Genomic DNA, 23,140 nt, shown 5'->3' with positions numbered 1-23,140 from the left:
TCACGCCTACGACCGGCCGGACGCGGTGAGGGCCGGTACAAAGCGTACCTGTTCGTGACCGGTTCCCCGGACGGCGACGTGGTGTGCGATGTACCGCATGCGGTGCGTCGCACCATCCGGCGGCGACACATCGCAGAACCACGAGCGAGATCGGCGCTGATGCAGCATGCTGAGAAGTAGCATGAGCAGCGCTACAGACAGGCCGACCACGCAAGAGGCGCCGGGACCGCCACAGGCCCGGGGGTGGCTCCGGCGCGGCTCGCTGGTCGTCAGCCGTATGCGGCAGCGCGTCCACAGGCCCCTGGCCGTCAGCCGCGCGTCCTTCGTCAAGCTACCCCGCAGGACCCTCGTCCGCGCGTGGCAGGGCAACGTGTTCTCGGAAGCCGCGAAGACGGCCTTCTGGCAGACCCTGTCGCTGCCGCCGCTGCTCCTCGCTGTGCTCGGCAGCCTCGGGTACATGGGTGACTGGTTCAGCCCCCGGGTGGTGGACGACGCGCTCGTCGAGATCATCCGGCTCAGCCGCACCATCTTCAGCGAGCGAGTGGTCACCGACTTCATCGAGCCGACCGTCGCCGACATCCTGACCGTCGGTCAGGCGCAGATCGTCTCCACAGGATTCCTCATCGCCCTGTTCGCCGGATCCGCGGCGACCTCGGCGTTCGTCGACGCGATCACCGCGGCGCACGGCCAGCAGGGATTCCGCAACGAGGCGTGGCAACGGCTGCTGTCCCTGCTGCTCTACATCGCCAGTCTCGCCCTGCTGATCGTCGTGCTTCCCGTCATCGCCGTCGGGCCGGACATGCTGTCCAGGGTCATGCCGGGCGACTGGCGCCCGTTGCTCGCCGACTGGGTCGGCCAGCTCTACTTCCCCACGCTCGGCACAGTGCTCGTCCTCGGCCTGGCGACGCTGTACAAGCTCGCGCTACCGCGAAAGCTGCCCTGGCACCGCGGTCTGCCCGGCGCGGTCCTCGCGATGCTGATCTTCCTGCTTTCCAGCTCGTTCCTGCGGCAGTACCTCTCCGATGCCACCGCGACCGGCTACACCTACGGTGCGGTCGCCACCCCGATCGCGTTCCTGCTGTTCGTGTTCTTCATCGGGCTCGCCGTGATCGGGGGAGCTCACTTCAACAGTGCCATCGAGGAACTGTGGCCATCCCAGCCCAGGCGCAGGCAGCGTGGCAGGTGGCACCGGCTCGAACGGGTACGGGAGACAAGCCGGACGCGAGCAGGCACACAGCAAGACGGCGGTGGTGCTTCCGCCGAAGCGGCGACACCACCGCGGGACCACCGCACCCGAGCGGATCCGCGCTGAGAGCCGTCTACTCCTCCCCGCCGGAGGGGAGGTTCTCGAAGATGCGCTTGCAGTCCGGGCACACCGGGGAACCGGGCTTGGCCTGCTTGGTGACGGGGAAGACCTCCCCGCACAGCGCGACCACGTACGCACCGGTGACCGCGCTTTCCGCGATCTTGTTCTTGCGCACGTAGTGGAATACTTCCGGCGCGTCGTCGTCGGAAGCCTCAGTGCCCTCCGGGCGCGTGTCCTGCTCGGGTAAGACCTGGGTACTCACACCCCCATGATGCCTGACCGCGCTCGAACCGCGCGCACGAGGTGAGCATCGGCACCGCTCGGGTCAGCCGTCGATCACCCGGTACTCCCGCTCCTCGAGCAGGTGACGCTCGCGCTGGAAGGTACTCGCCTTCTCGGGCTTACGCGCGGGCCGATCGTTGGCGATCAGCACCGCGACCCACGGCAGCGGGACCGACAGCGCGATGAACGCAAAGGCCAGCCACGGGACCTGATAGGACAGCCCCGCCGCGATCAGGCACGGGAAGCGCAGGGCCATCATCCAGAGGTACTTGCGCTTGCGGGCCGCGAACTCGTCGTCGTACGACGGTGCGGCCTCCGTGATCAACACAGCTGATTCCGAGGCATGGGTGCCGTGTTCCGACCTCGTCACTGCCGAACACCTCCGACTCCCATGCTCCCACCCCTGGCAATGCTGGCGAGCACCACGTTCACCACGACGCGTTCGTACCCGTCACCGGCGCACCGCGCGGTGCGGGCCGTGCGAGGATATCCGTCGTGACCGACCCACTCCCCCGGTTCTCGACGGACCTGTGCGAGCGGCTGCGCGAGGCGTTCGCCGCCGCGCGTTACGACGCCGACGGCGTGGTCGAGCTGCTCGGCACGGCCGCGCACGCCGCGCTCGGCAGAGACGAGCCGGAGCCTGCCTACCAGGCGGCGGCCGATGCCGGCGCGCTCGGCACCCTGATCCGGCTGTTCCTGCTCGGCTCGGCCGAGTCCGGCACGGCGGTCTCGCGCGCGCTGGCGCCTGCCACCGTCGACCAGGCCCTCGACGCCGGGCTGCTGCGTCCGGACGGGGAGCAGCTGCGCGCCGCGCTGGATATCCGGCCACACGCCGATGAGCACGGTTCCTGGTGGGTGGTCAGCGATATCGACACCGTCAGGGACTCCCCGGCAGGCCGGGAGTACGTGGGCGGCGTGGGGCACGCGGCCATGAGCCTCGTCCGGGCGACGAGCCGCAGCCCGGTGGGGTCCCTCTGCGACATCGGGACCGGCAGCGGCGTGCAAGCCCTGCACGCCAGCAGGCACGCGCGTTCCATAACGGCCACCGACGTCTCCCCGCGTGCGCTCGCGCTGGCCGAGGGCACCTTCCTGCTCAACCAGGTGGACGTGGAGCTGCTGCGGGGCGCCTGGTTCTCCCCGGTAGCGCGCAGGCGTTTTGACCGGATCGTGTGCAACCCCCCCTTCGTCGTCGGGCCCGCTCGCGTCGACTACACCTACCGCGACTCCGGCCTCGCCGGGGACGAGGCGAGCGCGCTCGTGGTCCGGCAACTCCCCTCGTTCCTGGCCGAGGGCGGTACCGGGCACGTACTCGGCGCCTGGCTGCACACCGCGGAGCACGACTGGGAGGAGCGTGTGCGCGGCTGGCTCCCGCCCGGCACGGATGCCTGGTTCGTGCAGCGCGACGTGGCGGACCCGCCCCTCTACGTCGGAACCTGGATACGCGACGCAGGCATCGACCCGGCCTCGCCGGAGGGCCGGCGCATCGCACGAGACTGGCTCGACTGGTTCGCCTCGGCGGGCGTGGAAGGGATCGGGTTCGGGTTCGTCACCCTGCGCCGGATCGACGAGGCGGACCGGCCGACCGTGGTCTGCGAGGATCTCCGGCACGCCTACGACGACCCGCTGGGTGCCGAGGCCCAGGACTGGCTGCGGCGGGTCGACTGGTTGCGCACGCAGCCGGATCTGTGCGCGGCCACCTACACGGTGCCGCCCACCGTGGTTCTCGAGCAGATCAACACCCAGGGCGAGAGCGGCTGGGAGCCGCGGATCCGCAGGCTGCACCGTACAGACGGGCCGGGGTGGCAGCACGAGCTCGACGAGCTCGCCAGCGCGCTGCTCGCCGGGTGCCAGGGCCACCTCCCCCTCGCCGACCTGCTCGACCTGCTCGCGGCGGCGCACGGTGAGCCGACCGACGCCCTCGTCGAGACCGCGCTACCGATCGTCAGGGAGCTGGTGCTGCACGGGATGCTGCTGCCCGCGGAGCTCGCCCGCACGGACGGGGTGGCCTCATGAAGGCGGTCGTATCGCGCGTCATCGAGGCGAGCGTGACCGTGCACGGCGAGACGGTCGGCGCCATCGACGAACCGGGGGTGCTCGCGCTGGTCGGGGTCCATGCCGATGACGGGGACACTGCGGCGGCGACGATGGCGCGCAAGCTGCACGAGATTCGAGTGCTACGTGACGAGCACTCGTGTGCCACGGCCGACGCTCCGCTGCTGGTGATCAGCCAGTTCACCCTGTACGGCGACACCAGGAAGGGCAGGCGGCCGTCCTGGACGGCCGCGGCGCGCCCCGAGGTGGCGGAGCCACTGATCGACAAGCTCGTCGCCGAGCTGCGCGCGCGGGGTGCGCGGGTGGCCACCGGCCGGTTCGGCGCGCAGATGCAGGTGCACAGTGTCAATGACGGGCCGTTCACGGTCCTGCTCGAAGTGTGATCGCCCCGGGCGGGTCCCACCCGGCCCGGTCGCGCCCGCGTCCGCACCCGACGGCCCGCGGGTTGGCGCGGGCGTATCGTACTCGTGGGGCAGCTCACTCGCGGATTCTCGGCGCTACTGGGAACGATTTGCGGCGAGTAGGCGTTGACCTGGGTGCCCGACCATGAAACGGGTTGGACGTGTGCGGCGGGTCACCCCGGCGCATGCAACGTAGCTCCGGCACACCCACCGTGCCGGACTGCCCCAGGGGAGGCGGAGCATGTCCGTACAAACACTCGACCGAGACCTCCACACGGCATCCGACGATGGCACAGCCGGCACCGTTGACACCGAAGCCGGCACCGTTGACACCGAAGCCGGCGCCGTGGACACCGCGGTGCCAGAGCTTCCCGCGCAGCCGGCGCCGAGCACCGAGGGCGACCTCGATATGCAGGGCCCCGCGGCCGACCTGGTTCGTGTCTACCTCAACGGGATCGGCAAGACCGCACTACTCAGCGCGGCCGAGGAGGTCGACCTCGCCAAGAGGATCGAGGCCGGAGTGTTCGCCCAGCACATCTTGGACACCGAGGAGGGCCTCTCACCGCAGCGCCGGTCCGACCTAGCCACCGTGGTACGCGACGGCGAGCGCGCCAAGCAACACCTGCTCAGGGCCAACCTGCGCCTCGTGGTGTCGCTGGCCAAGCGTTACACCGGCAGGGGGATGCCGCTCCTCGACCTGATCCAGGAGGGCAACCTGGGGCTGATCCGCGCGGTGGAGAAGTTCGACTACGCCAAGGGCTTCAAGTTCTCCACCTACGCCACCTGGTGGATCCGCCAGGCGATCACGCGGGGCATGGCCGATCAAGGCCGCACCATCCGGCTGCCCGTGCATCTCGTCGAGCAGGTCAACAAGCTGAGCAGGGTCAAGCGTGACCTTCATCAGCGACTCGGCCGGGAAGCCACGCACGGGGAGATGGCCGAGGAGTCGGGCATCCCCGAGGCGAAGGTCGCCCAGCTGCTCGGCCACGCGCGCGACCCGGTCAGCCTGGACATGCCGGTGGGTACCGAGGAGGACGCCCCCCTCGGTGACTTCATCGAGGACGGCGAGGCCGCCGACGCCGAAGGCACGGTCATCTCCGGGATGCTGCACGACGACCTGCGTCGTGTGCTGTCGACCCTGGACGACCGGGAGCAGCACGTGATCAGGCTCCGTTACGGCATCGACGACGGGCAGCCCCGCACGCTCGACCAGATCGGCAGGGCCTTCGGCCTGTCCCGGGAGCGGGTCCGGCAGATCGAGCGCGAGGTCATGGTCAAGCTGCGGCAAGGCGACCGCGCCGACAGGCTGCGCGCGTACGCGAGCTGACCCGCACCGCGGCGGCGCGGCATCCGGGTCCCGACCGGCATAGCCCACGGGCCTGCCCTGCCTGCCGGAGCCGGCTGGTCATCCCGGCCGGCGAGGGCACCCTGGGTTGAGCACCGTCACTGTGTCCAGGGTGGCCACACGGCACCCGCGGATCGACCAGGTACGGTCGTGTTCCTGGTCGAGTCCGCACGAGCACACAAGGGAGCCCGCTCAGCCGTGTCCGCGATGTCCGAGTCGTTCGACTACACCGACGTCCTTCCGCTCGCCGCCGACAGCACCGAGTACCGGTTGGTCACCGAGCACGGGGTCCGCACCGTGGAGGCAGCCGGGCGCACGTTCCTCGAGGTCGAGCCCGAGGCGCTGACCGAGCTCGCCCGCACGGCCGTCACCGATATCCAGCACCTGCTGCGCACGTCGCATCTCGAACAGCTGCGCTCGATCGTCGACGACCCGGAGGCCAGCGGCAACGACCGGTTCGTCGCGATGGACCTGCTGCGCAACGCGGCGATCTCCGCGGGCGGTGTGCTACCGATGTGCCAGGACACCGGAACCGCCATCGCCATCGGCAAGCGCACCGAAGGCGTCCTCACCGGAGGCGAGGACGAGCGAGCGCTGGCACGCGGCATCCACGACGCCTACCAGGAGCTCAACCTCCGCTACTCCCAGATGGCACCGCTGACTTTCTGGGACGAGCGCAACACCGGCACCAACCTGCCCGCCCAGATCGAGCTCTACCACAAGCCGGGCGAGGACCCGAGCTACGAGTTCCTCTTCCTGGCCAAGGGGGGCGGCAGCGCCAACAAGACGTTCCTGTACCAGGAGACGAAGGCGCTGCTCAACCCCAAGCGCCTGGCGAGCTTCCTCGACGAGAAGCTGCGCGCGCTGGGCACGGCGGCCTGCCCGCCCTACCACCTCGCCATCGTCGTCGGCGGCATGTCGGCCGAGTACAACCTCAAGGTCGCCAAGCTCGCCTCCGCCCGCTACCTGGACAGCCTGCCCACGGAAGGGTCCGCCCTCGGGCACGGGTTCCGGGATGTCGACCTCGAGCAGCAGGTACTGGAGCTGACCCGGCAGTTCGGCATCGGCGCCCAGTTCGGCGGCAAGTACTTCTGCCACGACGTGCGAGTGATCCGCCTTCCCCGGCACGGGGCGTCGTGCCCGGTCGGTATCGCCGTGTCCTGCTCGGCCGACCGGCAGGCCAAGGCGAAGATCACCGCCGAGGGTGTGTTCATCGAACAGCTCGAACGCGACCCCGCCCGGTTCCTGCCGGACGTCACCGAGCAAGACCTCTCCGACGAGGTCGTGCCCATCGACCTGACCCGGCCGATGGACGAGATCCGGCAGACCCTGAGCACCCTTCCTGTCAAGACGCGGCTCTCGCTGACCGGCCCGCTCGTGGTCGCCAGGGACATGGCGCACGCCAAGATCGCCGAGCGGCTGGACGCGGGCGAGGAGATGCCGCAGTACCTGCGTGACCACCCGGTGTACTACGCGGGTCCGGCCAAGACCCCCGACGGGTACCCGTCGGGCTCGTTCGGCCCCACGACGGCGGGCAGGATGGACTCCTACGTCGAGCAGTTCCAGGCGGCGGGCGGCTCCCACGTCATGCTTGCCAAGGGAAACCGCTCCAAGCAGGTCACCGCCTCTTGCCAGCAACACGGCGGTTTCTACCTGGGGTCGATCGGTGGCCCGGCCGCGCGGCTGGCGCAGGACTGCATCAAGTCCGTCGAGGTCCTCGAGTACGCCGAGCTCGGCATGGAAGCCGTGTGGAAGATCGAGGTGGAGGACTTCCCCGCCTTCGTCGTCATCGACGACAAGGGCAACGACTTCTTCGACACCTCGTCCGAGCCCGTCCTGCAGATCTCGTTCCGCAGCTGAGGCAGGGCCGCACGCCGGGTGTTCCGGCGTGCGGCCCGTTGCCGGCACCGGTCAGCGCACCGAGACACCGCGTTCGGCAAGCCACCCGACCGGGTCGATGGGCGTCTGCCCGCCCTGCCAGACCTCGAAATGCAGGTGCGGACCGGTGGAGTGGCCACGGTTGCCGATCGTGGCGATCTGTTCCCCTGCACCGACGCGCTGGCCCGCACCGACCAGGATCCGGTCCATGTGCCCGTACACGGTGACCGTGCCGTCGTCGTGCCGGACCTTGACCCACAGGCCGAACCCGCTTGCCGGCCCGGCTTCGACAACCGTGCCGCCGGTCACCGACACGATCGGTGTACCGATGGAGTTGGCGATATCGATGCCGCTGTGGTGCGATCCCCAACGCGCTCCGAATCCGGAGGTGAACCGCCCATCGGCAGGCCGGACGAAACTCGGCCCGGAATCGGCCTGCTCAGCCCGCTCGGCCTCCTTCTCGGCGGCTTCGACCTGCTCGGCCTCCTCTGCGGCACGCTCCGCCTCGCGCTTCTCCTCAGCGGCGCGCTCGGCCTCCTCCTTCTCGCGTTCCCGACGCGTCTCCTGCGCGGCGAGAAGCTTGCGTACCTCCGCGCGCGCATCGGTGCTGGTGCCGTCCTGCTCGAGCACCTCGGGAACGGCGTCGCTCGCCGACCCGTACGCGGCCAGCTCCACCTCCTCCCGGGTTTGAGCCCCGCTCGCCGCCGGCAGGCTCAACGGTACGAGCAGCGCGACAGCGACACACGCGACAAGCACCTCGCGGCGCGGGCCTGCGGTCCGCCGGTGAGAGATACCCCCGGCGACCGGAGCGCGACGCAGCGCGCTTCCGACCGCCGGGGGGCGTCTATGGCCGTCCGGCATGTCCTGGGTCATCGTTGGGCCTTCCGTCTCGGGGAGGCTCGGCCCGACTCCGGGCGGGGGATCCCGGCGGGCGCGATCATCACCTGATCGTGCCCATGTCGTTACCGAGCTGTGACACGCCGACGGAAGGTAATCGCGGCGATCGCGGACTGCAATCCGGCTACATGACGGCGGTCACGCGCATAGTGCCAGCGTTGTGATCTCGATAACCCCATGATCTCGGGCGGCATCGGCCCAGGTCGCGCCGGGCCAGCAGCAGAGCGGGCCCGGCGCCACGGCATACGCCGAGAAGATTCTGGGCGCCAGTTTCCTTGGCAGCAAAGGAATTCTAACCGGCCCGTTCGGACTGATCACGCCAACGCCCCAGCTCGTCGGCGGATAATTGATCCATTATGGCCAGAACGGCCGGAATGGAGTTGATCTCCCGTACGGTGGCCGGCTGCGGGCGCGCGCCGTGACGAAGGTCATGCGCGCTGCCCGCCGGACAGAGGCCGCGCGGGAGGTTCGCGGTGCCCCGCGCCTGTTACAGCTGGACCATCTCGGCAAGGCGCACGAGGCTGCGCTCCATGCCGCGCTTGTTCTTCCGGGGGAAGAAGCTGAGCCCGATCAGTACGGGCATCTTCGCTGTCGACCAGTCGAAGGTCTCTGTCACGCGCGTGGTGCCGTCCTCCAGCGGTTCCAGCTGCCAGCGCCAGCGATGCCCGTTGAAGTGCCGCCACGCGATCAGGCGGTTCTCCTCGAACTCCACCACCGTGTTCAGGATCTTGTACGGCGCGCCCATCTTCATGTCCATCCCGAACTTCGCGCCGAGCTCCAACCGGCGGGCGGTGTCCGGATGTGCTTCGCGGACGGTACCGGACCCGTCCAGCAGCGGATGCTGTGTCGGATCGACCAGCACTTCGAAGATCTTCTCGGGCGGTGCTGCCACGACGCGGCTGACGGAGACCTCACGTTTACCCATCCGGTCACTCTAACGACCGCCGAGGAGTCCGCGCCCGACGCGGTGACGTTCAGCCCTGCCGGTCCTCGGTCCTCAGCACGACGGTGCGCTCCTCGAGAGCCCCGTCCAGCTGCACGGCCACCTGCGGGTAGGTCACCTGCTGGGTACACATCACGTCGCCGCCGGGTGTGTGGTGTACCAGCACGACCGTCACGTCCTGCTCGGTCTCCGCGCCGTGCTCGGCTTCTGCCGTCACGCAGCCGTTGGACTCCATCGCCGTGATGACCAGCGTACGTCCACCCCCGGTCGTGGAGACCTCTCTCGGGTACTCCGTCGGCAGGGCGGAGTCGTCGATCTGCTCGGACGGCACCGGGTCCCCGTGCTGCGGATCGGACTCGCTGCCCGGGTCGGGTGACACCGACTCGGTGGGCCCGCTCGCCGGCGCATCGTTACCCTCGGCGTTCTCGCCGGATGAGTCCTGCCCGCAGCCGACACCGAGGGCGAGCAGCAGTGTCGCGGCCCCGGTGAGTACCTGTCTGGCGTTCATGCCCGTGATGACGCGTGAGCTATCCGAAGGGTTGTCCGTGCCGAGGTGATCATTCTGCGGGCACGTCGATCGGGCGGAGCTGACGCGGGCCGCTGTCCGGGCGGGACGGGGGCTCACCGATCTTCATCCGGGCGCCGACCACGGTGGCGCCCTCGCTCGTCGCGATCACCGGGTCCAGCTCGAGGACGCGGATCTCCGGGACATCCTCCGCCAGCGCGGACACCCGCAGGACCAGCCCGGAAAGCGCATCGAGGTCGGCGGACGGGCCACCGCGGTACCCGGTGAGCAACGCCGACGTACGCGGCTCCCGCACCAGATCCGAGGCATCGACATCGCTCAGCGGGACGGCACGGTAGGCACGGTCGCCGATCAGTTCTCCCAGGCTGCCGGACAGACCGAACGACACGAGCGTGCCGAACGACGGGTCGTCCTGCAGCCCGACGGCGCACGAGCTCCCGCGTGGCGCCATCCGCTGCACGTAGACCTCCGGCTCGTCGGCGAGCTCCCAGACGTCGCGGTAGGCCGTCCGTACCGCGTCCGCGGTGTAGAGATCGAGCCGGGCGCCGGAGAAGTCCGGGCTCCTGCGCAGCCGGTCCACCACCGACTTCAGCGCGACCGGGAAACCCAGCGACTCGGCGGCCCGCACAGCCGCCTCCGCCGACGACACGCGTTCGTAGTCGACGAGCTCGATGCCGTAGCAGGCCAGCAGCTCGATGCACACCGCGTCCGGCAACCAGCCGCCGCGCCCCGGCGCGCCCTCCGGACCCTCGTCCAGCGCATCGCGCACGAGCTGCTGGGCCCGCTGGGGGTGCAGCTCCGCCGGTCGAGTGAACGACCCGGTCGGTCTGGCTCGCCAGGCGGCGTACCGCACCACGCGCGCCAGGGCGGTCACCGCGCGTTCCGGGCTCGGGTAGGACGGGACCGAGCCCCGCGCCGGGGCGCCGTCCGCCCCGTACACCGCCAGCTCCGCGGGGATGCCTTCCACGGCGAGGAACGTCGAGACGATGGGTTTCTGGTCGTGCGGAGCCACCTCGGCCGCAGCTTCCCGGACCGCGCGGGCGTAGTGCGTGCCGGGGATCGCCAGCGGCGGAACGAACACCACCACGAGCGCATCGGTTTCCGGGCTGTGTAGCGCCTCCCGCACCGCGCGGGCGAACTCGTCCGGCCCGGCTTGCGGGCCGACATCGACCGGCTCCCCCACCAGGGTCAGGCCGTACTCGAACGCCGTGTCCGCCGCCAGCGCACCGATCGCCGCGGAGTTGCCGACGATGGCCACCCGCGAGCCTTCCGGCAGCGGCTGGTGCGCGAGCACGAGCGCGGTGTCGAACAGCTGGTCCAGCGACTCCACTCGGATGACACCGGCCTGCTCGAACAGCGCCTGCACGCTCGCGTCGTCGACATCCGCCGACGTGGCGGCGAGCTCGGGACGCACGACACGCCGCCCGGACCGCACCGCCACGATCGGCTTCCGCCGCGCGAGGCGCCGCGCCAGACGCGCGAACTTGCGCGGGTTGCCGAAGGACTCGAGGTAGAGCAGCACCGTCTCGGTGTCCGGGTCCGTCTCCCAGTACTGCAGCAGATCGTTACCGGAGACGTCCGCGCGGTTGCCCGCCGAGACGAACGTGGAGATGCCCAGCCCTCGCTTCTCCGCGTCGTCGAGGATCGCGATCCCCAGAGCCCCGGACTGGCAGAAGAAGCCGGTGTGCCCTCTCGGCGGCAGGCGCGGTGCCAGCGTCGCGTTCAGTCGCACGTCCGGGTGCGTGTTGAGCACACCCAACGCGTTGGGCCCCACCACGCGCATCCCGTGCGCGCGTGCCTCCCCGACCACGCACAGCTCCGCGTGCATCCCGTGCGGGCCGGCCTCCGCGAATCCGGACGAGACGATCACCAGTGTCTTGACGCCCTTCTCGAGGGCTCCGTCCAACACGTCATCGACCTTGTCGGCCGGCACGGCGACCACGGCCAGATCGACGTCGTCGGGAATGTCCACGACGGATGGGTAGGTCAGCACCCCTCGGACCGAGTTGTGCTCCGGGTTCACCGGGTAGACCGTGCCGGAGAAGTCGGCGCCCAGCAGGTTGCTCAACACCGCGTAACCGATCTTCGAACGGTCCGAAGAGGCTCCGATCAGCGCGACCGAGCGTGGGTGCAGGATGTTCTGCACGCTCCGTGCCTCGGCCGCCTGCTCGCGGGACCTCGCCACCGCCAGGGACTCCTCGGTGGGGTCGATGTCGAACTCGAGGTGGATGCTGCCCTCGGCCAGCTCCCTGGTGATCTCGTACCCGGCGTCCCGGAACACCCGCACCATGGCGGCGTTCTCGCTGAGCACCTCGGCGGCGAACCGCTCGATACCGCATTCGGCCGCCGCCGCGGCGAGATGCTCGAGCAGGATCGATCCCAGTCCCCTGCCCTGGTGGGCGTCATCGACGACGAACGCGACCTCGGCCAGCGGCCCTCCTTCCAGGCGCTCGTACCGGCCGACCGCGACGATCTCGGCCCCGAGCACGGCCACGAACGCCACCCGGTCGTGGTGATCGACGACAGTGAACCGGTTCAGGTCACGAGGCGGGATGCGCGGGTAGGCACCGAAGTAGCGGAAGTACCGGGTCCGCTCGGAGAGCCTGCTGTGCAGCGCGACGATGCGATCGGCGTCATCGGGCACGATGGGACGCAGCCGTACGGTCCCCCCGTCGGAGAGCACGACATCGGCCTCCCAGCGGCGGGGGTAGTCGAAGGCCTCCCGTCGCGCATCCTCGGCCGAGCCGTTGCCGGCCGAGTCGTCCTGCGCCGTCATCTCAACCACCCCTCTCGCCGCAGAGCTTGTTCCGGGTCTCAGTCACGAGGGTCGTTGGGATCCAGCCCGTACAGCGGGTAGACCGCCTTGCGCGTCTCCCGGATAGCCGTATCGACGGGTTCCTCGCTCACGCCGTCCCATGGAGTGAATTCGACCGAAGCCCCGTCTCCCATAGTGACCGGAAGGTCGGTGTTCGGGGCTGCCTCGCCGACCGATGCCATCCAGATCGGTGGGACCGGCGTGTGCGGGTCGATGTCCCTGTCGAGCACGGTGGCCATCAGGTGCGTCCACGACCGGGGGACGACCCGCACCAGCTGGTACCCGCCACCGCCGACAGCCAGCCACATCCCGTCGGCGTACTGCTCGGCCAGGCTGCGCAGCTCCTGGTAGATCCGGCGGTGCCCGTCCACCGTCAGCGCCAGCTCCGCCAGCGGGTCCTCGTCGTGCGAGTCCACCCCGCACTGGGTGAGCAGCACCTGCGGGCGGAACTCCTCGAGCAGCCCGGGGACGGTCGCGTGAAAGGCACGCAGCCAGCCGGAGTCCGGCGTGCGTGGGGGCAGGGCGACGTTCACCGCGCGGCCCTCGGCTCCGCTGCCGCCGACATCGCCGGGAAAGCCTGTTCCGGGGAACAACGTCATCGGATGTTGATGCAGCGAGATCGTCAGCACCCGGGGGTCGTCGTAGAAGGCGGCCTGTACCCCGTCGCCGTGATGCACGTCGGTGTCGATGTAGGCGATGCGGTCGAAACCGTTGTCGAGCAACCACGAGATCGCGACCGAGCAGTCGTTGTAGACGCAGAACCCTGATGCGTGGTCGTGCATCGCATGGTGCAGGCCACCCGCGATGTTCACGGCACGTTTGGCACGGCCTTCGGCCAGCTGCCGCGCGGCGAGCAGCGTCGACCCGACGACCAGCGAGGCCGCCGAGTGCATGTTCGCGAACACAGGCGTGTCCCCGGTTCCCAGACCGTGGCCCACATCGAACCCGACCTCGGGGGCACGCTTGACCGCGTCCACATAGCTCGCGGTGTGCGCGCGCACGAGGTCACGCTCTTCGGCTTCCTGCGGGACCAGCAGCGAGACCCCGTCGAGCACGCCCAGCTCGCGCGCGAGGCGGACAGCCAGATCGAGCCGCACCGGGTTGAACGGGTGACCTGCCCCGAAGTCGTAGGACAGCAGCGAGGAATGCCACACGACCGCTGGTGAGTGCATCGCCCCACCCTATCCACTCGCACGAGATCATCAACCTGGCCGCTCGCCGGTGGCGGCCGGTCGTCGCGGGTCACGGCTCCAGTGCGACCAGGACCCGGTATACAGCCCGGCTTGCTGCTCGAAACCCGCCACTTCCAGTGCGAGCACGGCCGCGCTCGCGGTGATTCCCGAGCCACAGTAGGCACCGACCGGCGCGCCCGCCCGCACGCCGAGCTCGGCGAAATACCTCGCGAGATCATCCGGCTCTCGCCAGCGCCGCCGCGCGTCGGTGTGCGCGGTGAACGGGGCGTTGATCGCTCCCGGTATGTGCCCGGCTCGCGGGTCCACCGGCTCGGTGTCCCCGCTGTAGCGTTCCGGGACGCGGGCATCGAGGAGGGTGCCTGCACGCGCGCACCGGGCTGCTTCGTCGGCGTCGAGCACCGGCATCCCACCCGGTCGCACCTCGACGTCGCCCTCCGGCGGGTCCGGCACCGTGGTCGTCACCGGGCGTCCCTCGGCCACCCATGCCGCGTAGCCACCGTCCAGCACCGCCACATCGGTGTGCCCGGCCCAGCGCAGCAGCCACCACGCCCTGGCGGCCACCGAACCGTCCGCGTCGTCATAGGCGACCACCGCTCGGTGGCCGGTCACCCCGGCCGCACGCAGCGTCCGCTCCAGCCGGGCCGGCTCCGGCAGCGGGTGCCTGCCCGCCTCCCCCGGCGCGCCCGCCAGCTCGGTGTCGACGTCGATGAACACGGCTCCGGGCAGGTGTCCGTCGGCATACGACTCCGCGCCCGGCGGGCCCGCCAGCCGCCAGCGCACGTCCAGTACCACCGGCGGGGCAGGCCCCTCGAGCATCGCCGCGAGCTTCTCGGTGCCGATCAGTGGGCCCATACGCACATTCTGCCCGAGGAGGTCCCGTCGCCGGCTACCCACGCGCGCGTGCCACGACGCGCGCCGGCCGCACATCACCCACGCGCGCACGTGCCGCCCGCGCACGGTAGCTACGATGAGGTCGTTGGCGAATGATAGGGATTCATACGCGCCGATCGCGCGCCCGACCCCTTCCCACCCGACTAAGGACAAACAGTGAACGATCTCATCGACACCACGGAGATGTACCTGCGCACCATCTTCGAGCTGGAGGAAGAGGGTGTCGTGCCATTGAGGGCGCGGATCGCGGAGCGCCTCGACCAGAGCGGCCCCACGGTGAGCCAGACGGTCGCGCGGATGGAACGCGACAACCTCGTGGTGGTGGCCGGAGATCGTCATCTCGAGCTGACCGACCACGGACGCGAGCTCGCCATCGCCGTGATGCGCAAGCACCGGCTGGCCGAGCTGCTGCTCGTGGACGTGATCGGGTTGGAATGGGAGCACGTGCACAACGAGGCGTGCCGGTGGGAGCACGTGATGAGCGAGGCCGTCGAGCACAAGCTGGTGCGGCTACTCGACAACCCCACGACCTCGCCGTACGGCAACCCGATCCCCGGCTTGGACAAGCTCGGTGCGGGAGAACCGGCTCCACCGGCCGAGCCCAACCTGGTGCGCCTCGACGACCTGGCCCGTGCCGGCGGCGGCACGGTCACCATCAAGCGGATCGCCGAGCACGTGCAGATGGATGAGGACCTGATGACGACCCTGCGGTCGGTCGGGCTGTCGCCGGAAGGCACGGTGCAGATCGCGCGGGCAACCGGCGCCGATTCCAAGATCACGATCAGCGGCGGCGGCGAGTCGGTCGACGTGCCCGCCGACGTGCTCCACGCGATCCTCGCGACTGTGCAGTAGTCGGCCAGGCACAGCGGTATGGCGACCGGCAACCACTCCCCTGCAGGCAAGTTCCTGGTGACCGGCGGTGCGGGCTACGTCGGCAGCGTGTGCGCCGCACGCCTGCTGGAGGAGGGGCACGACGTCACCGTCGTCGACGACCTGTCCACCGGACACCGGGACGCCGTTCCCGCAGGCGCGCGTTTCGTGCACGGGGACGCGGCCGAGGTCGCCTGCTCCCTGCTCGCGGAGGGGTTCGACGGGGTACTGCACTTCGCGGCCAAGTCCCTGGTCGCCGAGTCCGTGGCCGAGCCCGCTTCGTACTGGCACGGCAACGTCACGACGTCGTTACGACTGCTCGACGCAATGTGCAGGCACGGCATCCCGCGGCTGGTGTTCTCCTCGACGGCGGCCACCTACGGGAACCCGGATCGCACGCCCATCCCCGAGTCGGCACCGACGGAGCCGACCAACACCTACGGGTTCACCAAGCTCGCCATCGACCACGCCATCACCACGTATGCACAGGCGTACGGGCTGGCCGCGGTGAGCCTGCGCTACTTCAACGTAGCGGGCGCCCATCTGTACTGGGGGGAACGTCACAGCGTCGAAACCCACCTCATCCCGATCGTTCTTCAGGTGGCTGCGGGAGAGCGCGACCGGGTACAGATCTACGGCGACGACTACCCGACGGAGGACGGCACCGCGGTACGCGACTACATCCACGTCGCCGACCTTGCCGACGCGCACCTGCGGGCACTGCACCGCGTGGCCGCCGGGGAACACCGCATCTACAACCTCGGCAACGGAGCCGGGTTCTCCGTGCGCGAGGTGATCGATACCTGCCGCGAGGTGACCGGGCAGCACATCCCGAGTGTGACCGCCGCGCGCCGGGAGGGCGACCCGGCTGTGCTGGTCGCCGCCGGTGAGCGCGCGCGCACGGAGCTCGGGTGGAAGCCGGAACGGCCCGACCTCAGCGACATCGTCAACGACGCGTGGGCCTTCGCCCGCGACGGCCACGCCGCATACGGGCGTTCCCCCTCGCCGTGACCGTCCGCGCGTACTCGTGGTGCTACGGAGGCTCCTGCTGATCCGGCTCCACGTGCGGGAGCAGCCGGTCGAGCTCATCCCGGCCGCGGGCGATCCGGCGGATGGTGCGTGGCTCGATGCCCCCACCGAGCGCCCGCATCAGCAGTGCGGCCAGCACATGCGAGGGGTCCGTATCGAGCGCCACCTCCAGGGCCATCCTGGCAAGGGCACCCTCCCCGCTCGCGTAGGCCGCGTAACCCGCGAGAGCGGCAGCCTGCGCCCGTTCCGGAGCCGGTAGTGTCCTGCACAGCAGCTGCCACAACCGCGCGGCAGCACGCGCGAGTTCCCGGCGTTCCGGCGCGGCGGCGGCCAGGAACGAGTCCCGCACGTCGCGGTCGGACAGCGCGAGGGCGAGCTCGGCCAGCTCGTCGTCGGTGAACGCGAGGTCCCCGCCGAGCGACCTGCCCAGCGCGTCCGCCACTACCGCTCGGGCGTTCTCGGGTGAGCACGGTCCGGTACGCGCGGCCCTTCGTGCGCGGATGCGTTCGGCGACCACTTCGGCCCGAGCGCGCCCCTGCGAGCTGCTGTCCGGCTCGACGAGCTCCCGGAGATCCTCCCTGCTCCGGAAGGTCACCAGGCCGGACTCGACAGCGCGAGCAGCAGCCACGGTGCTCTCCGGCTCCGGAAGGACGCCACCGAGTCGCGCGTCTTGGTAGCTGCGCCAGCCGACGCCGCCCGCGATACATGGCGCCCACACCGCGGCGGCATGGTCGATCCCGCGCTCCCGCAGCTCACGACCGATCGCCTCGACCAGAGCCCGCCACGGCAGGTCGTGCCGCTCGGCGTCGCCGCCACCGGTGAGCTCACCGAGGACGGCAGTAGTCACCGATATGGCGCGGGAACGCGAGACCGCCGCGGCCAACTGGCAGGCCAGCGCTCGTTCGTCACCTGCGGCCGGCAGGTCGGCGCGGATGACGGGACCGTACTTGCGGCTGCCCGGATGAATGTCGGCGAGCAGGATCACCGACTCCGCGGGCCGGAATCCCAGGATCTGGGGCAGCGAAGCGAGCAGCTCCGCGATGCCTCGCACGCGGACGACGGGCCGCTTGGCGGAGGTGTCCGCCGATTCCGATTCGTTGGTCATACCCCCACGGTGCGCGGTGAAGCCCGCGCCGTGCGGCGGTCAGCCGAATCGGTGGACGGATGTGGCCGGTGTGCACAACCTCCGGGGACCAGCACCCGCTACGTTCGCCTTGCGAACCATCAACCCTGCACGATGTAGGCCTCGAGCTGCTCCTTGGTGTGTTGAAGCTCGTCCATCCTGCTCTTGACCACGTCACCGATGCTGACGATGCCGCTGAGCTCACCGTTGCTGATGACCGGGACGTGCCTGATCCGGCGAGTCGTCATGACTTGCGTGAGATCGTCGACGGTGTCGTCGGGGGTGCAGGTGGCGACCATGGCCGTCATGATCTCCGAGACCGGGGCGTCGAGCAGTGCGGCGCCGCGCTCGTGCATACGGCGGACGACATCTCGCTCCGACACGATGCCGACCACAGCCTCCTCACCGAGCACGACCATGGCGCCGATGTTGCGCTGGGCGAGCACGGAGAGCAACTCGGACACCGTGGTGTCCGGGCTGATGGTGGCGACTTCGTGCCCCTTGGCGCGGAGCACATCGGCGATACGCATCGAGTTCCTTCCCTCGCATGACGGGCCTCACAGCAGCACCCTGTAGAGTAACCCGCTCATCGACGTCCGCGGAAGACACCGGAGGGTCAACCTACCCGCCGGTAGCCCGTACGGAGCAGATCTACCGGCCAGTAACCCGTGCGACGCGTGCCGTACGCGGGGGCGAGCGGACCGGCTCGCCCCCGCGGCACGTCCGCGCTACGCGCCGGTCAGCTGCAACCGGAGGTCGCTCCGCAGCCCTCGCAGGCGTAGCACGATCCGGCAGGGCGCATCTTGGTCCCGCAGGTCATGCAGAGCGGTGCGTCCGCTGCCTTACCGAGCCGGGCCTCCAGCAGCTCGGTCGTGGTGTGCGCCTCCGGAGTCTGCTGGTCGTCGTCCATGGACGAAGCAGGCGCCGCGGGTTCGTCGTCCGTGTCGCGCGCCCCACTGTCGATCGTGTTGGCGTCGACGCTGCTGCGCAGGGCGTCCATATCGACGTCGTCCTCGGAGGAGCCCGACTCGCCGTACTGCTCGGCCACAGCGGCGGTTCGCTCGGCCGCGGTGAAGATGCCGAGCTGTTCCCGCTTCTCGTACGGGAGGTAGTCCAGCGCCAGCCTGCGGAACAGGTAGTCGAGCACGCTGGTCGCGATCCGGATATCCGGATCGTCGGTCATCCCCGCCGGCTCGAAACGCAGGTTCTGGAACTTGCTCACGTAGAACTCCAGCGGGATGCCGTACTGCAGCCCGACCGAGATCGACATCGAGAAGGCGTCCATCACACCGGCCAGCGTGGATCCCTGCTTGCCGAGCTTGACGAAGATCTCGCCGAGACCGTCGTCCGGGTACTCGCCGGCGTGCAGGTAGCCCTCCGCACCGCCGACCGTGAAAGACACCGTCTGGCTCGGACGCTTCTTCGGTAGTCGCTTGCGGACCGGCCGGTACTCCACCACCGGCTCCTGCTGCGCGCCGCCCACGGCGGCATCCTCCCGGTTCTTCGCCTCGTCCTTGGCGGCGTCGCTGTTGCCCGTGGACAGCGGCTGGCCGACCTTGCAGTTGTCCCGGTAGATCGCCAGCGCCTTCAAGCCGAGCTGCCAGCCCTGGTAGTAGATCTCCTCGACGTCCTCGACCGTCGCTTCCTCGGGCATGTTCACCGTCTTGGAGATCGCACCGGACAGGAACGGCTGGACGGCGGCCATCATCCGCACGTGACCCATCGGGGAGATCGCCCGCTCACCGATAGCGCAGTCGAACACCGGGTAGTGCTCCGCCCGCAGCCCGGGTGCGTCGATCACGTGGCCGTGCTCGGCGATGTACTCCACGATCGCCTCGGCCTGCTCCTCCTGGTATCCCAGCGAGTGCAGGGCACGCGGGATCGACCGGTTGACGATCTGCATGGACCCGCCACCGACCAGCTTCTTGAACTTCACCAGCGAGAAGTCGGGCTCCACGCCGGTGGTGTCGCAGTCCATCATGAAGCCGATCGTTCCGGTCGGCGCGAGCACGCTGGCCTGCGAGTTGCGCCAGCCGTGCTGCACACCCAGCTCGATGCCGCGCTGCCACTCGGCCGTGGCCACGCGCCGCACGGCGACGTCGTTGCTGTCCCTGGCACGGATGGCGTCGTTGGCGGCGGCGTGCTTACGCATCACCCGCTGGTGCGCCTCACTGTTGCGCGCGTAGCCCTCGTACGGGCCGACGACTCCGGCCAGCTCAGCCGAACGGCGGTAGGACACCGCGGTCATCAGCGAGGTGATCCCCGCGGCCAATGCCCGGCCGTCCTCCGAGTCGTAGGCGTGCCCCGTCGCCATCAGCAACGCACCGAGGTTTGCGTAGCCGATCCCGAGCTGCCGGTACTTGCGCGTCGTGTCGCCGATGGCCTCGGTGGGAAAGTCCGCGAAGCAGATCGAGATGTCCATGGCGGTGATGACCAGCTCCACCGCCTTGACGAACAGCTCCGAGTTGAACGTGCCGTCCTCGGAAAGGAACTTCATCAGGTTGAGCGAGGCCAGGTTGCAGCTCGAGTTGTCCAGATGCATGTACTCCGAACACGGGTTGGACGCCGTGATCCGTCCCGACTCCGGGCAGGTGTGCCAGTCGTTGATGGTGTCGTCGTACTGCAACCCCGGGTCGGCGCACTCCCACGCCGCCTGCGCCATCGAGCGGAACAGCGAGCCGGCATCGGTCTCGTCGATCACCTCACCGGTGGTGCGGGCGCGCAGCCCGAACTTCGTACGCGACGACACAGCCTGCATGAACTCGTCCGAGACCCGAACGGAGTTGTTCGCGTTCTGGTACTGGACCGAGCTGATGTCGGTGCCACCCAAGTCCATGTCGAAGCCCGCGTCGCGCAACGCACGGATCTTGTGCTCCTCCCTCGACTTGGTGTGCACGAACTCCTCGATATCCGGATGGTCGACATCGAGCACGACCATCTTCGCGGCGCGGCGAGTGGCGCCACCGGACTTGATCGTCCCCGCCGAGGCGTCCGCGCCCCGCATGAACGACACCGGACCGGATGCGGTTCCGCCGGAGTGCAGCAGCTCCTGGGACGAACGGATGCGCGACAGGTTCAGGCCGGCCCCCGAGCCACCCTTGAAGATCAGGCCTTCCTCGCGGTACCAGTTCAGGATCGACTCCATCGTGTCGTCGACCGACAGGATGAAGCAATTGTGTACGCGGAGGTTGCTCGAGAGGTACTCGCCGGATTCCGTTTGAATATCGTAGACATCCATGGCGCCCCGCGACTCGATGCGTTCGATCTCCAAGCGCTTCAGATCCCGGGCAGCCCGCCCCGGTTGCTCGAAGGACCGCTCGAGCTTGTCCGCCTTGATCGGGTCGATGAAGCCGATTTCGTCGGCGAACGTGCGCCGATCACCGGCGTTCTGGATCTGAATACCCCAGGTATCGTGCCGATCGGAGCGCTTCTCTGTCTTGCGACGAACTCGAGCAAAAATGCCGAACCGTGCGAGTAGTTGCTGAACGTCTCTGATCAGGGGCTCGCTGATCATGTAGAGGCCGACCATGGTGGAACGTTGCCGTGCCGAGACATACCCCTCGGCCTGGAAGAGACTCCGTAGGTAGGCGGCGACTACCGGGAGCGGTGCCGTGAACATGGCAGCGGGCGCGGCGATGTCGATACCCCGCGCCCGCAGATTCCACTTCTCCACGAACTCCTCGAGCTCATTGCCGTATAGCCGGATACGGCGGCAGTCGAGGCTCGCGTCCCTTGTGTCGACCTTCCGCTCCTTGCGATGAACGCTGGGAAAGACGCCGTCGAGGGCCGCCGTTACCCAATCGCGCTCGGCATCGTTGACGGTCATGGCTTCGATGGTCAACGAGCTGTTGGTCCCGTCGTACTGACCGACGAAGCCATCGGACTGCAGCCAACCGGCGAGCGCAGCCTCCGCGATCGCCCGCGACGTGATCTCAGCTTCCCCGAAGGACGTCCGCCGGCGCCACTCGAGCTTGTCGCCCTCGCGGAGCTCTCCGGCCGGCACGAAACGCCCAGACCCTGCAGTCGAGTTCGCTCGCCACACCAGGTGGTCGGCCGTCACGTCCAGCGCATGTCCCGCCTTGGTGTGCAGACGTAGAACGTCCTTCCTGCCATTGAACTTGGTCGCCAGGATCCTGGTCACGCCGTGCGCGTCGAACACCTTCTCGCCGACGGCGTCCTGCGTCACCAGGTCACCGATGGGCACCATCCCAGCGGGGGTACTCACCAAAGCATCATAAGGCTGGCACGCCGAAACCTGCTGGCTGGAGGCCGTTCCGACGTTGAACCACACGGGCGAGTTGAAGCTGAAGTACTGGTGCAGCAACATCCAGGTGAGCTCGTGCGCGAAGACCTCGGCGTCGGCGTCGGTCGTGAAGTAACCGTGCTCGACGCCCGCGTCGGTGTAGGCCTTGACCACCCTGTCGATGAGCTGACGGAGACTGTTCTCCCGTTCCGCGGTGCCCTGCGCGCCCCGGAAGTACTTGCTCACCACGATGTTGGTGGCGTTCATCGACCAGAAGTCGGGGAACTCGACACCGCGCTGTTCGAAGTTCACCGTGCCGTCCCGCCAGTTCGTCATCACGACATCGCGGCGTTCCCAGGTGACCTCGTCATACGGATGCACGCCCTCGGTGGTGAATACGCGCTCCACCCGGAGTCCGCGGCCTTCCCCCTTCGTTGAGCCCTTGCCCTTGCCGGACCGGCCCGACTTCGCTGCGACTCCCACGGTCTCCGTCATCACTTCTCCCTCACTCCGGCGTCCGGACGCTCGGTCCCGACACCTCTCACGAACTTTGCGAACTGTCTCGTCCTGGTTTGCTGCGATACCGGTCAGTCGGCACGCCCGCCCGCGTCGGCCGCATCCGCGGCATCGGCGGTATCAGTGGTCTCGGCAGCACCGCCGGTGCCCCCGATGGCCTCCCGCAACCCCGCGATCTCCTTCTCGAAGTCCTCGATCGAAGAGAAGGCGCGGTAGACACTGGCGAACCGGAGGTACGCCACGCTGTCGAGGTCCCGGAGCGGCCCAAGGATCGCCAGACCGACCTCATGGCTCGGTATCTCCGCGGCGCCCGCCGAACGGATCGATTCCTCGACCCGGTGCGCCAGCTGTTGGATGTCGTCCTCGTCGACCGGACGCCCCTGGCACGCGCGCCGCACGCCGGTCACGACCTTGTCCCTGCTGAACTGCTCGGTGACCCCCGACTTCTTGACCACGGCGAGCACCATGGTCTCGGAGGTCGTGAACCGCCGCCCGCACGCCGAGCACGACCGGCGGCGTCTGATCGCCTGTCCCTCGTCCACCTCACGCGAGTCGACCACTCTGGAGTCGGCGTTCCTGCAGAACGGGCACCGCACTGCGCAACACCTGCCTCTCACCGCATGGTCGCCGACCACCGACGCTGCCACCCGACCCGGGCGGCACCCACCGCATGGACCCGACACGAACGCTCGGTGGACATACCCCACCGCGCTTGTGAACACCTACTCTTCCAGTGTACCCCAACCTGTGGAGCAACTACACCAGTGTAACTACTACATGTTGGGGTCGACGATAGATCGGTTCCGCATGGCCCGCAACCGACCCGACAG

The 23,140-nt window shown here is 69.1% G+C and carries 19 protein-coding genes; 7 read left to right on the top strand and 12 right to left on the bottom strand.

Annotation, left to right across the window (positions count from 1 at the left end):
• Positions 1–277 precede the first annotated feature (277 nt).
• Positions 278–1,312: a YihY/virulence factor BrkB family protein gene (locus tag CHB84_RS10395; protein WP_089301346.1), complete on the top strand. Its 1,035-nt coding sequence runs from the start codon at positions 278–280 to the stop codon at positions 1,310–1,312.
• Positions 1,313–1,319: 7 nt separating this feature from the next.
• Here CHB84_RS10395 and CHB84_RS10390 read toward each other — a convergent pair whose 3' ends face one another.
• Positions 1,320–1,568: a DUF3039 domain-containing protein gene (locus CHB84_RS10390; protein ID WP_089301345.1), complete on the bottom strand. Its 249-nt coding sequence runs from the start codon at positions 1,566–1,568 to the stop codon at positions 1,320–1,322.
• 63 nt (positions 1,569–1,631) lie between these two features.
• Positions 1,632–1,958 (bottom strand): DUF3099 domain-containing protein, encoded by a 327-nt coding sequence (locus CHB84_RS10385; RefSeq protein WP_089301344.1) that lies wholly within the window; start codon positions 1,956–1,958, stop codon positions 1,632–1,634.
• A gap of 125 nt (positions 1,959–2,083) precedes the next feature.
• Here CHB84_RS10385 and CHB84_RS10380 point away from each other — a divergent pair, with 125 nt between their 5' ends.
• The 4 genes from CHB84_RS10380 (at position 2,084) to CHB84_RS10365 (ending at position 7,246) form a co-directional block, all read left to right on the top strand.
• Positions 2,084–3,601: a DUF7782 domain-containing protein gene (locus CHB84_RS10380; protein WP_089301343.1), complete on the top strand. Its 1,518-nt coding sequence runs from the start codon at positions 2,084–2,086 to the stop codon at positions 3,599–3,601.
• Positions 3,598–4,023: a D-aminoacyl-tRNA deacylase gene (dtd, locus tag CHB84_RS10375; RefSeq protein WP_089301342.1), complete on the top strand. Its 426-nt coding sequence runs from the start codon at positions 3,598–3,600 to the stop codon at positions 4,021–4,023. Before CHB84_RS10380 ends, dtd begins: the two co-directional genes overlap by 4 nt.
• A 259-nt stretch (positions 4,024–4,282) precedes the next feature.
• The gene (locus tag CHB84_RS10370; protein WP_089301341.1) at positions 4,283–5,368 is read left to right on the top strand and encodes a sigma-70 family RNA polymerase sigma factor; all 1,086 of its coding nucleotides are present in this window, start codon (positions 4,283–4,285) and stop codon (positions 5,366–5,368) included.
• Positions 5,369–5,593: 225 nt separating this feature from the next.
• A complete protein-coding gene (locus CHB84_RS10365) occupies positions 5,594–7,246 on the top strand; it encodes a fumarate hydratase (protein WP_089301429.1) in 1,653 nt (550 codons plus the stop codon).
• Between the two features lie 51 nt (positions 7,247–7,297).
• On the opposite strand, the gene CHB84_RS10360 is transcribed toward CHB84_RS10365, so the two are convergent.
• The 6 genes from CHB84_RS10360 to CHB84_RS10335 all read right to left on the bottom strand — a co-directional run bounded on the left by CHB84_RS10360 (position 7,298) and on the right by CHB84_RS10335 (position 14,490).
• A complete protein-coding gene (locus CHB84_RS10360) occupies positions 7,298–8,137 on the bottom strand; it encodes a M23 family metallopeptidase (RefSeq protein ID WP_089301340.1) in 840 nt (279 codons plus the stop codon).
• A 511-nt stretch (positions 8,138–8,648) separates the two neighbouring features.
• Entirely contained in the window at positions 8,649–9,086 is a 438-nt protein-coding gene (locus CHB84_RS10355) for an SRPBCC family protein (RefSeq protein ID WP_089301339.1), read from the bottom strand.
• 49 nt (positions 9,087–9,135) lie between these two features.
• A complete protein-coding gene (locus tag CHB84_RS10350) occupies positions 9,136–9,612 on the bottom strand; it encodes a hypothetical protein (protein WP_089301338.1) in 477 nt (158 codons plus the stop codon).
• A 49-nt stretch (positions 9,613–9,661) separates the two neighbouring features.
• Positions 9,662–12,406, bottom strand: a complete 2,745-nt coding sequence (locus CHB84_RS10345; protein WP_089301337.1) for a bifunctional acetate--CoA ligase family protein/GNAT family N-acetyltransferase — start codon at positions 12,404–12,406, stop codon at positions 9,662–9,664.
• A 38-nt stretch (positions 12,407–12,444) separates the two neighbouring features.
• Entirely contained in the window at positions 12,445–13,617 is a 1,173-nt protein-coding gene (locus CHB84_RS10340; protein ID WP_089301336.1) for an acetoin utilization protein AcuC, read from the bottom strand.
• A gap of 30 nt (positions 13,618–13,647) precedes the next feature.
• Positions 13,648–14,490 (bottom strand): sulfurtransferase, encoded by an 843-nt coding sequence (locus tag CHB84_RS10335; RefSeq protein WP_089301335.1) that lies wholly within the window; start codon positions 14,488–14,490, stop codon positions 13,648–13,650.
• A 195-nt stretch (positions 14,491–14,685) separates the two neighbouring features.
• Here CHB84_RS10335 and CHB84_RS10330 point away from each other — a divergent pair, with 195 nt between their 5' ends.
• Together CHB84_RS10330 and galE are read left to right on the top strand one after the other, a co-directional pair.
• A complete protein-coding gene (locus CHB84_RS10330; protein WP_089301334.1) occupies positions 14,686–15,381 on the top strand; it encodes an iron-dependent transcriptional repressor DtxR in 696 nt (231 codons plus the stop codon).
• Positions 15,382–15,399: 18 nt separating this feature from the next.
• Positions 15,400–16,410: a UDP-glucose 4-epimerase GalE gene (gene galE / locus CHB84_RS10325; protein WP_089301333.1), complete on the top strand. Its 1,011-nt coding sequence runs from the start codon at positions 15,400–15,402 to the stop codon at positions 16,408–16,410.
• 22 nt (positions 16,411–16,432) lie between these two features.
• Here galE and CHB84_RS10320 read toward each other — a convergent pair whose 3' ends face one another.
• From CHB84_RS10320 to nrdR, 4 genes are all read right to left on the bottom strand, one after another.
• On the bottom strand, positions 16,433–17,533 hold the full coding sequence (locus CHB84_RS10320) for a DUF4192 domain-containing protein (protein ID WP_089301332.1): 1,101 nt from the start codon (positions 17,531–17,533) through the stop codon (positions 16,433–16,435).
• A 119-nt stretch (positions 17,534–17,652) separates the two neighbouring features.
• Entirely contained in the window at positions 17,653–18,081 is a 429-nt protein-coding gene (locus tag CHB84_RS10315) for a CBS domain-containing protein (protein ID WP_089301331.1), read from the bottom strand.
• 209 nt (positions 18,082–18,290) lie between these two features.
• Positions 18,291–22,289, bottom strand: a complete 3,999-nt coding sequence (locus CHB84_RS10310) for a vitamin B12-dependent ribonucleotide reductase (RefSeq protein ID WP_089301330.1) — start codon at positions 22,287–22,289, stop codon at positions 18,291–18,293.
• 92 nt (positions 22,290–22,381) lie between these two features.
• Positions 22,382–22,906, bottom strand: a complete 525-nt coding sequence (gene nrdR, locus CHB84_RS10305) for a transcriptional regulator NrdR (RefSeq protein WP_089301329.1) — start codon at positions 22,904–22,906, stop codon at positions 22,382–22,384.
• Positions 22,907–23,140: the final 234 nt, after the last annotated feature.

It is taken from the genome of Haloechinothrix alba, from assembly GCF_900188115.1.
Taxonomy (GTDB): Bacteria; Actinomycetota; Actinomycetes; order Mycobacteriales; family Pseudonocardiaceae; genus Haloechinothrix; species Haloechinothrix alba.
Note: the sequence above shows the minus strand (reverse complement) of the source record. Positions and strands in the feature narration are given on the sequence as shown.

What these genes read in the sequence shown, in the direction of transcription:
- CHB84_RS10395 (WP_089301346.1), top strand. Translation starts at nt 278, where the DNA reads ATGCGGCAGCGCGTCCACAGGCCCCTGGCCGTCAGCCGCGCGTCCTTC.
- dtd (WP_089301342.1), top strand. Translation starts at nt 3,598, where the DNA reads ATGAAGGCGGTCGTATCGCGCGTCATCGAGGCGAGCGTGACCGTGCAC.
- CHB84_RS10370 (WP_089301341.1), top strand. Translation starts at nt 4,283, where the DNA reads ATGTCCGTACAAACACTCGACCGAGACCTCCACACGGCATCCGACGAT.
- CHB84_RS10365 (WP_089301429.1), top strand. Translation starts at nt 5,594, where the DNA reads ATGTCCGAGTCGTTCGACTACACCGACGTCCTTCCGCTCGCCGCCGAC.
- CHB84_RS10360 (WP_089301340.1), bottom strand. Translation starts at nt 8,137, where the DNA reads ATGACCCAGGACATGCCGGACGGCCATAGACGCCCCCCGGCGGTCGGA.
- CHB84_RS10355 (WP_089301339.1), bottom strand. Translation starts at nt 9,086, where the DNA reads ATGGGTAAACGTGAGGTCTCCGTCAGCCGCGTCGTGGCAGCACCGCCC.
- CHB84_RS10350 (WP_089301338.1), bottom strand. Translation starts at nt 9,612, where the DNA reads ATGAACGCCAGACAGGTACTCACCGGGGCCGCGACACTGCTGCTCGCC.
- CHB84_RS10345 (WP_089301337.1), bottom strand. Translation starts at nt 12,406, where the DNA reads ATGACGGCGCAGGACGACTCGGCCGGCAACGGCTCGGCCGAGGATGCG.
- CHB84_RS10340 (WP_089301336.1), bottom strand. Translation starts at nt 13,617, where the DNA reads ATGCACTCACCAGCGGTCGTGTGGCATTCCTCGCTGCTGTCCTACGAC.
- CHB84_RS10335 (WP_089301335.1), bottom strand. Translation starts at nt 14,490, where the DNA reads ATGGGCCCACTGATCGGCACCGAGAAGCTCGCGGCGATGCTCGAGGGG.
- galE (WP_089301333.1), top strand. Translation starts at nt 15,400, where the DNA reads ATGGCGACCGGCAACCACTCCCCTGCAGGCAAGTTCCTGGTGACCGGC.
- CHB84_RS10320 (WP_089301332.1), bottom strand. Translation starts at nt 17,533, where the DNA reads ATGACCAACGAATCGGAATCGGCGGACACCTCCGCCAAGCGGCCCGTC.
- CHB84_RS10315 (WP_089301331.1), bottom strand. Translation starts at nt 18,081, where the DNA reads ATGCGTATCGCCGATGTGCTCCGCGCCAAGGGGCACGAAGTCGCCACC.
- CHB84_RS10310 (WP_089301330.1), bottom strand. Translation starts at nt 22,289, where the DNA reads ATGACGGAGACCGTGGGAGTCGCAGCGAAGTCGGGCCGGTCCGGCAAG.